The organism is Candidatus Zixiibacteriota bacterium (assembly GCA_040752815.1).
Classification (GTDB): domain Bacteria; phylum Zixibacteria; class MSB-5A5; order GN15; family FEB-12; genus JAGGTI01.
Window position 1 is genome coordinate 1 of record JBFMGC010000083.1, and the last position, 5867, is coordinate 5867.

7 protein-coding genes are annotated in these 5867 nt (G+C 58.8%); 3 read left to right on the forward strand and 4 right to left on the reverse strand.

The annotated features are described in order from the left end of the window. Positions 1-137: 137 nt before the first annotated feature. The 3 genes from AB1772_12920 to AB1772_12930 form a co-directional block, all read right to left on the reverse strand. Positions 138-902 carry a type III pantothenate kinase gene (locus AB1772_12920; protein ID MEW5797243.1) on the reverse strand — a complete coding sequence of 255 codons (765 nt, stop codon included), beginning with the start codon at positions 900-902 and terminating at the stop codon, positions 138-140. A gap of 485 nt (positions 903-1387) precedes the next feature. Continuing rightward, positions 1388-1843: a hypothetical protein gene (locus AB1772_12925; protein MEW5797244.1), complete on the reverse strand. Its 456-nt coding sequence runs from the start codon at positions 1841-1843 to the stop codon at positions 1388-1390. A gap of 77 nt (positions 1844-1920) precedes the next feature. Next, positions 1921-2565: a chromophore lyase CpcT/CpeT gene (locus tag AB1772_12930; protein MEW5797245.1), complete on the reverse strand. Its 645-nt coding sequence runs from the start codon at positions 2563-2565 to the stop codon at positions 1921-1923. Positions 2566-2820: 255 nt separating this feature from the next. Here AB1772_12930 and AB1772_12935 point away from each other — a divergent pair, with 255 nt between their 5' ends. Together AB1772_12935 and AB1772_12940 are read left to right on the forward strand one after the other, a co-directional pair. After that, a complete protein-coding gene (locus tag AB1772_12935) occupies positions 2821-3513 on the forward strand; it encodes a DUF116 domain-containing protein (GenBank protein MEW5797246.1) in 693 nt (230 codons plus the stop codon). Continuing rightward, complete coding sequence (locus AB1772_12940; GenBank protein MEW5797247.1) at positions 3482-3916, forward strand: GNAT family N-acetyltransferase; 435 nt, start codon at positions 3482-3484, stop codon at positions 3914-3916. The genes AB1772_12935 and AB1772_12940 overlap by 32 nt, the downstream gene beginning before the upstream one ends. Before the next feature lie 146 nt (positions 3917-4062). Here AB1772_12940 and AB1772_12945 read toward each other — a convergent pair whose 3' ends face one another. Further along, on the reverse strand, positions 4063-4782 hold the full coding sequence (locus tag AB1772_12945) for a DNA alkylation repair protein (protein MEW5797248.1): 720 nt from the start codon (positions 4780-4782) through the stop codon (positions 4063-4065). A gap of 257 nt (positions 4783-5039) precedes the next feature. Here AB1772_12945 and AB1772_12950 point away from each other — a divergent pair, with 257 nt between their 5' ends. After that, positions 5040-5768, forward strand: coding sequence for a YIP1 family protein (locus AB1772_12950; protein MEW5797249.1), 729 nt, complete (start codon positions 5040-5042; stop codon positions 5766-5768). Positions 5769-5867 lie beyond the last annotated feature (99 nt).

A 5867-nucleotide genomic window follows, 5' to 3' on the forward strand; every position in this document is an offset into this window, starting at 1 on the left:
GTAGAATCCTCGGTCGCTTCGACCGAGTGATTCAGCCATCGAATGAAATAGCAGATTGATTTGGCAGAACCGCCGCAAGCTCGCTGTCGCGATCTCGCCAAGGGTTCTGCCCTACGGTTCTGTGTCGACGCTGAAAGCTAATTCATCTCCGCTATCAGCCGGAGGCCGTCGAGCGTCAAATTGGGATCAACTGATTTGATATACCGAGAGTGCTTCTCAAGGCCCGCTGATAGTCCGCCGGTGGCGATCACCGTACATCCATCGAAACCGGTCTCGGCCTTAATTCGCTCGATAATATAATCGACCTGGCCGATAGTCCCGTAGAAAAGACCCGACTTCAGCGCGCCCGCAGTCGATTTCCCCACCACGCGGTCCGGCGGTTCGATTCTGATCTCGAAGAGGCGAGCGGCTTTCCGGGCCAGTTCGGCCATTGAGGTCTCCGGCCCTGGGATAATCACACCACCGATATAAGCGCCCTCTTTCGAGACGACATCGAACGTGGTCGCGGTGCCGAAATCGACCACAATCACCGGCCCGCCAAACCTATGCCACCCTGCGGCGGCGTTGGCAATTCGGTCGGCGCCGACTTCGTCGGGGCGGTCGATCTCGATCCGCACCGGCAGCTTGATGCGCGCGGAGACCGTAATCGGGTGGCATTTCAGAAACTTGCGGGACATTTCCTCGAAAGTCGAGGTCAGCGGCGGCACCACTGAGCCGATCACGACTTTCATAACTGCCGACAGATCGACCTGCATCCGGTCCAGCAGTCCCATGACGAAGAACCCGGCCTCGTCGGAGGTCATGTGGTGCTGCGACGCCACCCGGAAAGAGCCTTTGAGTGCAGCGCTGTCGTAGACACCCACGACCGTGTTGGTGTTGCCGATATCGATGGCGAGAAGCATGGGGGGAATATAAATGGCCAAGCCCAACTGTCAAACTGGGCATTGTGGCTGGTGGACGTCCCCGTCCACCAGCCCATTTTGCTACTAAAGTCACGCGAGTTGGCGCACGGGGACGTGCGCCAACCACAAAATGTCGGACTTATTTGCCGCAGCTAACCGGACTGCAACTTGCGCTCGCGCTGCACTCCGGCGAGGGTGGGCACGGCACACATGGACGGTCGCCGCAAACCGGTCCGGCCGGACACGCGGGGCACGGCGGGCACGGGCTGTCGCATCCCGACACAGTGGCCCCGCCTGGTGCAGCGGACGACGGTTCGCCCGCACTGAGGCCGTAGACTCCGGCCCCAACCAGAACCGCGACCAGAGCCAATATCGAAAAGACAGAACGTGTTCGCATACGAACACTCCTTTTCAAAGTCAAAGTTGTGGAATGTTGAAATCTATCCTTGCTGGTGGCCACGCGAATTCATGGCCGTTGCGGAGGCTCAACAGCGCAGGCAGGTGGTGGAGATGATGACGTGTACGCCAGCCGGCCGGGAGGCGTGGGTATCTGTTCGAGATTCGTAATCGCGAGTGAGTTCGACGGCCTGAATGGCGGTAATATTATCAAGGCTGGGTTTCGGCTGCGGCTGCTCTTTCCAGAGCTCGGTCAGCAGCATGGCACAGCAGACATCGGGAGGACACGGCGCCATCTCCGCGTGCATGGCCAGGAAGAGCGGCAGGACAAGTCTCGGGCTCTCCGGCAGGGGCTGAGGCGGCATGGCCGCGCAGTCGCCGGCAGCCCCAAAACAGGTGGCGAACTGCTCCGGGGCCGGGCTGCTGCACGTGACGGTCTCGGCAATACCGCAGGGTGCAGGTAAACAAAAGACAACCGCGTAGCCGTCGGTAATCGAGGCCAGCGTAAACAGGATGCAAGTCGCAGCCGAGATCAATCGCTTCATTGGGGCGATCCTGGGTTCGGCGATTATACACGCCGACCCGCACCGGCGTTTCAACCATCCCCCCGGCCGCCTACTTCTTACGGCTCCCGCAGTCTCTTGAATACGTAGCCGCCCCGCTCCGAACCCCAGACCTGAGTGCCTGTCGAGTCCCACCCACGGTCCCAGGTAACCATACGTAGCTCGGTGATCCTGACCTCTGCGGTAGTGTAGGCCGCGCCCCGATGATCGCTCTGGCACTCCCGGTCAACCGTGCTGCCGACAAACGCCGTATCCCCCCGAGGGTGCAGAACAACGGCGCATCCCGGCCGGGGCATCAGCGAATCAGGGGTTAGGAAGTCGAATGTCGACGGCGTCCGCCAAGCGCCGGCAAACCTAAGCGGCTCCCTAAGCTCGTAGACAGAGTTCACAAGAGTTGTGTCGTTTCGCCGACTTAGGCGATAGACCCGCTGGCGGTAGGGCCTATCCAGGCTGACCGCCGACGCCTGCTCGACATACATCCAGCGCCCGTCGATCCGCTCCGGCCAGATCTGCACGGACTCGAGGCGTATGTCGAGAAAGGCGGAGTCGACCAGCGCCTGCTCCTGCGTGCTGAACGAGCCGCTCATCCAGTTTACGAGACGGTCGAGATGAACCTGCGACGGCCGCACTTCCTTGCGGACGATACAGGCTGACAGCACCAGTGCTGCGATTATGCCAACGAGAACGCGAACGCGGATTTGCACGATTATCCTTACCGTTACGACTCTATCGACTTGATTATACGGTGCGACGAAGAGTGGGTCAATTAGAGTCTCGCACGCCGTGAACCGTGTGCGTAGGGAAGCCTCCCCCCGAGTCGATCGGGGGACCCTTTTGCCACATGCGTGGTGGACGTCACCTTCCGCCACGACTTCCTGCCACTCCAGGGCGCACCCCAGGAACAATACCAGGCACACTTAATCCTACCCGACGGTGCTATCCACGGCTATATTTGCGCTATGCCGGGGCAAGCTCCAACTTACCTGCTGGGTCCTGATTTTGATCACAAACTAACGGAATTCGTTGCCCAGTTCCTTGACAACGGATTCGAGCGCTTCGCCGAGGAGTTCACCGGGCTCGACGATTTCATTGCACGGGCAAACGCCGATACGTCCACGCGCAATGATCACTCTTTGCGTCGATCGGAAAAGGAGCGTTACCTGCTCGAAGCGGTGGCGTTCAAGATCTACGACCAACTCAATCGCGAGGCTTTCAATCGCGCGAAGGACACCTTGATCATCCTTCCCAACTGCCTTAGCCTTCACAACCCCAACTGCCTCAAAACCGACGAAAAGTGGGGCGATCGCTGTCAGGAGTGTACCGACGACTGCCAGGCCGCGCAGGTGGTTGCACTGGCCGAGCGCTACGGAATCGAGTGTCTGTTCTCCAAGCGCAAGCTCGAAGAGCAGATCGAGCACTACGCTGAGCGCAGCGGCAGTCTCGGCGTTGTCGGTGTCGGCTGCCTGATGATGCTTGCAAACGGGATGCGCACGGCGCACGATGTCGGCGTGCCGGCGCGTGGCGTGCTGCTCAGTTTCAGCGGCTGCGAACACTGGAACGACCGGCCGTGTGCATCGGAGTTCCCCATGCACCAACTGGAAGCCATCCTCGAGGAGAAGTATGGAAATAACATTACGCCGTCTGACGATTGACGATTACGATGACATGGTGCGGGTCTGGGGTGTTGCCGGTCTTCCGATTAGACCGCAAGGGCGTGACGGACGCGCGATGCTGGCGGTTGAGTTGTCACGCGAATTATGCGCGTCGTTTGGCGCTTTTGACGGCGGCCGGCTGGTCGGCCTGGCGCTCGCGAATTACGATGGACGCCGCGGTTGGGTGAATCGCGTGGCGGTCGACCCTGATTACCGCGGACGCGGCCTGGCGACTGCCCTCATTCAGGAGTGCGAGAAGTTTCTGAATCAAATCGGCGAAGTGGTCATTTGCTGCCTGATAGAGGAGCTCAACTCACCGTCGATGGAACTGTTCGCCAAGAACGGCTACCGCTGCGAACGCTCGTTAACCTACTGGACCAAGCGCCCCCGCCCGGATTTGTGAGTATCGCGTTGCTTGTGAATGGAGGTGTTTAACCTCCCGAAGCTTTCGTACACTACGCCCATCTGTGGCACAGACGCTCGAAGTCTACCCCTGGTCGACCGCGGGAGACGGGCAGGCGATGATCCGGTGTTGCCGGTCCGGCGTTTTTACTTCGCCATCGCCTGTTTCCGGCGGGCGGGCGGGAGTTTCTCGATCGCGTAGCGGAGCGCGGTACGAGGCATACGGGCTTTGTGCTTCATCACATACGCGAACACCTCTTCCGGGAACCGATTGCTCGCCTCTTTCAGCATCCAGCCATACCCCTTTTGCACGATGTCGTCAGTATCCTGCAGCAGAACATCGGCCGTGCGGAACACCTCGTCCAGAAGCTGACGCTGTTTGACCGGCACGATCAGGCCCACCGCTGCGCCTCGACGGAGCCACCGGTTTTTCGACTTTTGCCATGGGCGCATCTTCTCCGCAAGCTCCGGATATTGGGCAATCAGAATCCCCAGCGGCCCGGCGCACAGGCTGTCGCATGCTCCCCAATAGTCCACATACTTCTTCAGCCATTTTTCAAACCGGGCGAACTCCGAAGGCCGGAAGTGATCTTTCTGTTTGGCGGCCCACTCGAAGGCGAAAAAGCGGCGGCACCTGAGATCGGTTTCCAACAGCCTGTCGCACATTTGCAGGATTTCCACCGGTCCTTCAGCTTTGACTTCCCGGTAGATCAGATTGGAGATCGCCCTGAGTACCGGCCCGCGCAGGCCAACCGGTTCATCCAGTTTTTCCTTGAAAAACTGCTGGTAATTCGCCAGGTTCTCCGGCTTGTTGGCCCGGGCGATCTCACGTTTCAGCATCTGTTCGATCCTCTTAGTGTCAATCATCGGTGTTTCCCTTCGTCCATACGTTTAGCATGGGCGTAGTTTACCACACAACGCGCCCCGATTCAAGCCGGCTCCAGAGTCGTGAATTCACTGAAAAACGGCATCGAATAGGTGCTTCGCACCGTAGTAATTGGCGTAGATAGTCCCTTGCGGCAGAATTATGTTGTGTCACGGGTGACCGGCCGGATATCTTTGAGGCGTCGGATCGTGAACGAACGCGCCGCTCGAACAAATCTTCGAACACAGGAGTACGATGTATGAACACAGTAGCTGTTCCCTCAGCCTCAAGAAGCATCTGGGCGATTATCGGCGACATATTCTTTGCGCCGATCCAGGCGCTCGAGGATTTCAAGAAGAAGCCGAACTGGGTGGTGCCGTTTGTCCTCTGCCTGATTGTGATCGTGGTTGCGTCGGGCCTCCCCTACAAACAAAACGCAAAAGCTCAATTCGACATGATGAGCACGTCGACCACGCTTCCACCTCAGGTTATCGAAGGCATGCGTAGCTCAGCGGAAAACCCCAGCCCTATCACCAACACAATCGGCGGGGTGATCGGCTTTTCCGTAGTCTCGCTCATTAGTGCCCTGCTGGCCTGGGTGATCGGCAGCTTCATCTTCGGGCAGAAAGCCAGGTATGTTCACGTCTGGGCGGTGGGGTTATTGGTGGGGCTTGTGCCGGCGATCGGAACGCTGTTGCGCTCAGTTCTGATTGTCGCCAAAGACAGCATTTTGGTCTCGCTCGGCCCGGCGGCACTGATGGCCGGCAGCGACTTTACATCGTTTGTCTACTCATTCCTTTACTTCGCGGATGTCTTTGCTATTTGGGGAATTATACTGGGTGGGCTGGGCTACGCTGCCATTTTCGGACTGTCGCGTGGTAAGGGGATGACTATCTCGGTGATAGTGTGGCTGATCATTGTCCTGGCGCTGGTCGGGCTTCAGCAATTCGGCTTGGCCATGGCGGGTGTCAAGACCAGTTTCATCTAAGCGGCTAAGTCGGACAAGTCTTGTCTGGATTTTGGCCCGTCTTCGTTCGCTCGCGCAAGGACCAACCCAGACGCAGCCGCCTGACGTGCTGTCAGGCGA

Excerpts from the sequence above, each read along its gene's own strand:
- AB1772_12925 (MEW5797244.1), bottom strand. The coding sequence starts at position 1,843 with ATGAAGCGATTGATCTCGGCTGCGACTTGCATCCTGTTTACGCTGGCC.
- AB1772_12935 (MEW5797246.1), top strand. The coding sequence starts at position 2,821 with ATGCCGGGGCAAGCTCCAACTTACCTGCTGGGTCCTGATTTTGATCAC.
- AB1772_12920 (MEW5797243.1), bottom strand. The coding sequence starts at position 902 with ATGCTTCTCGCCATCGATATCGGCAACACCAACACGGTCGTGGGTGTC.
- AB1772_12950 (MEW5797249.1), top strand. The coding sequence starts at position 5,040 with ATGAACACAGTAGCTGTTCCCTCAGCCTCAAGAAGCATCTGGGCGATT.
- AB1772_12945 (MEW5797248.1), bottom strand. The coding sequence starts at position 4,782 with ATGATTGACACTAAGAGGATCGAACAGATGCTGAAACGTGAGATCGCC.
- AB1772_12940 (MEW5797247.1), top strand. The coding sequence starts at position 3,482 with ATGGAAATAACATTACGCCGTCTGACGATTGACGATTACGATGACATG.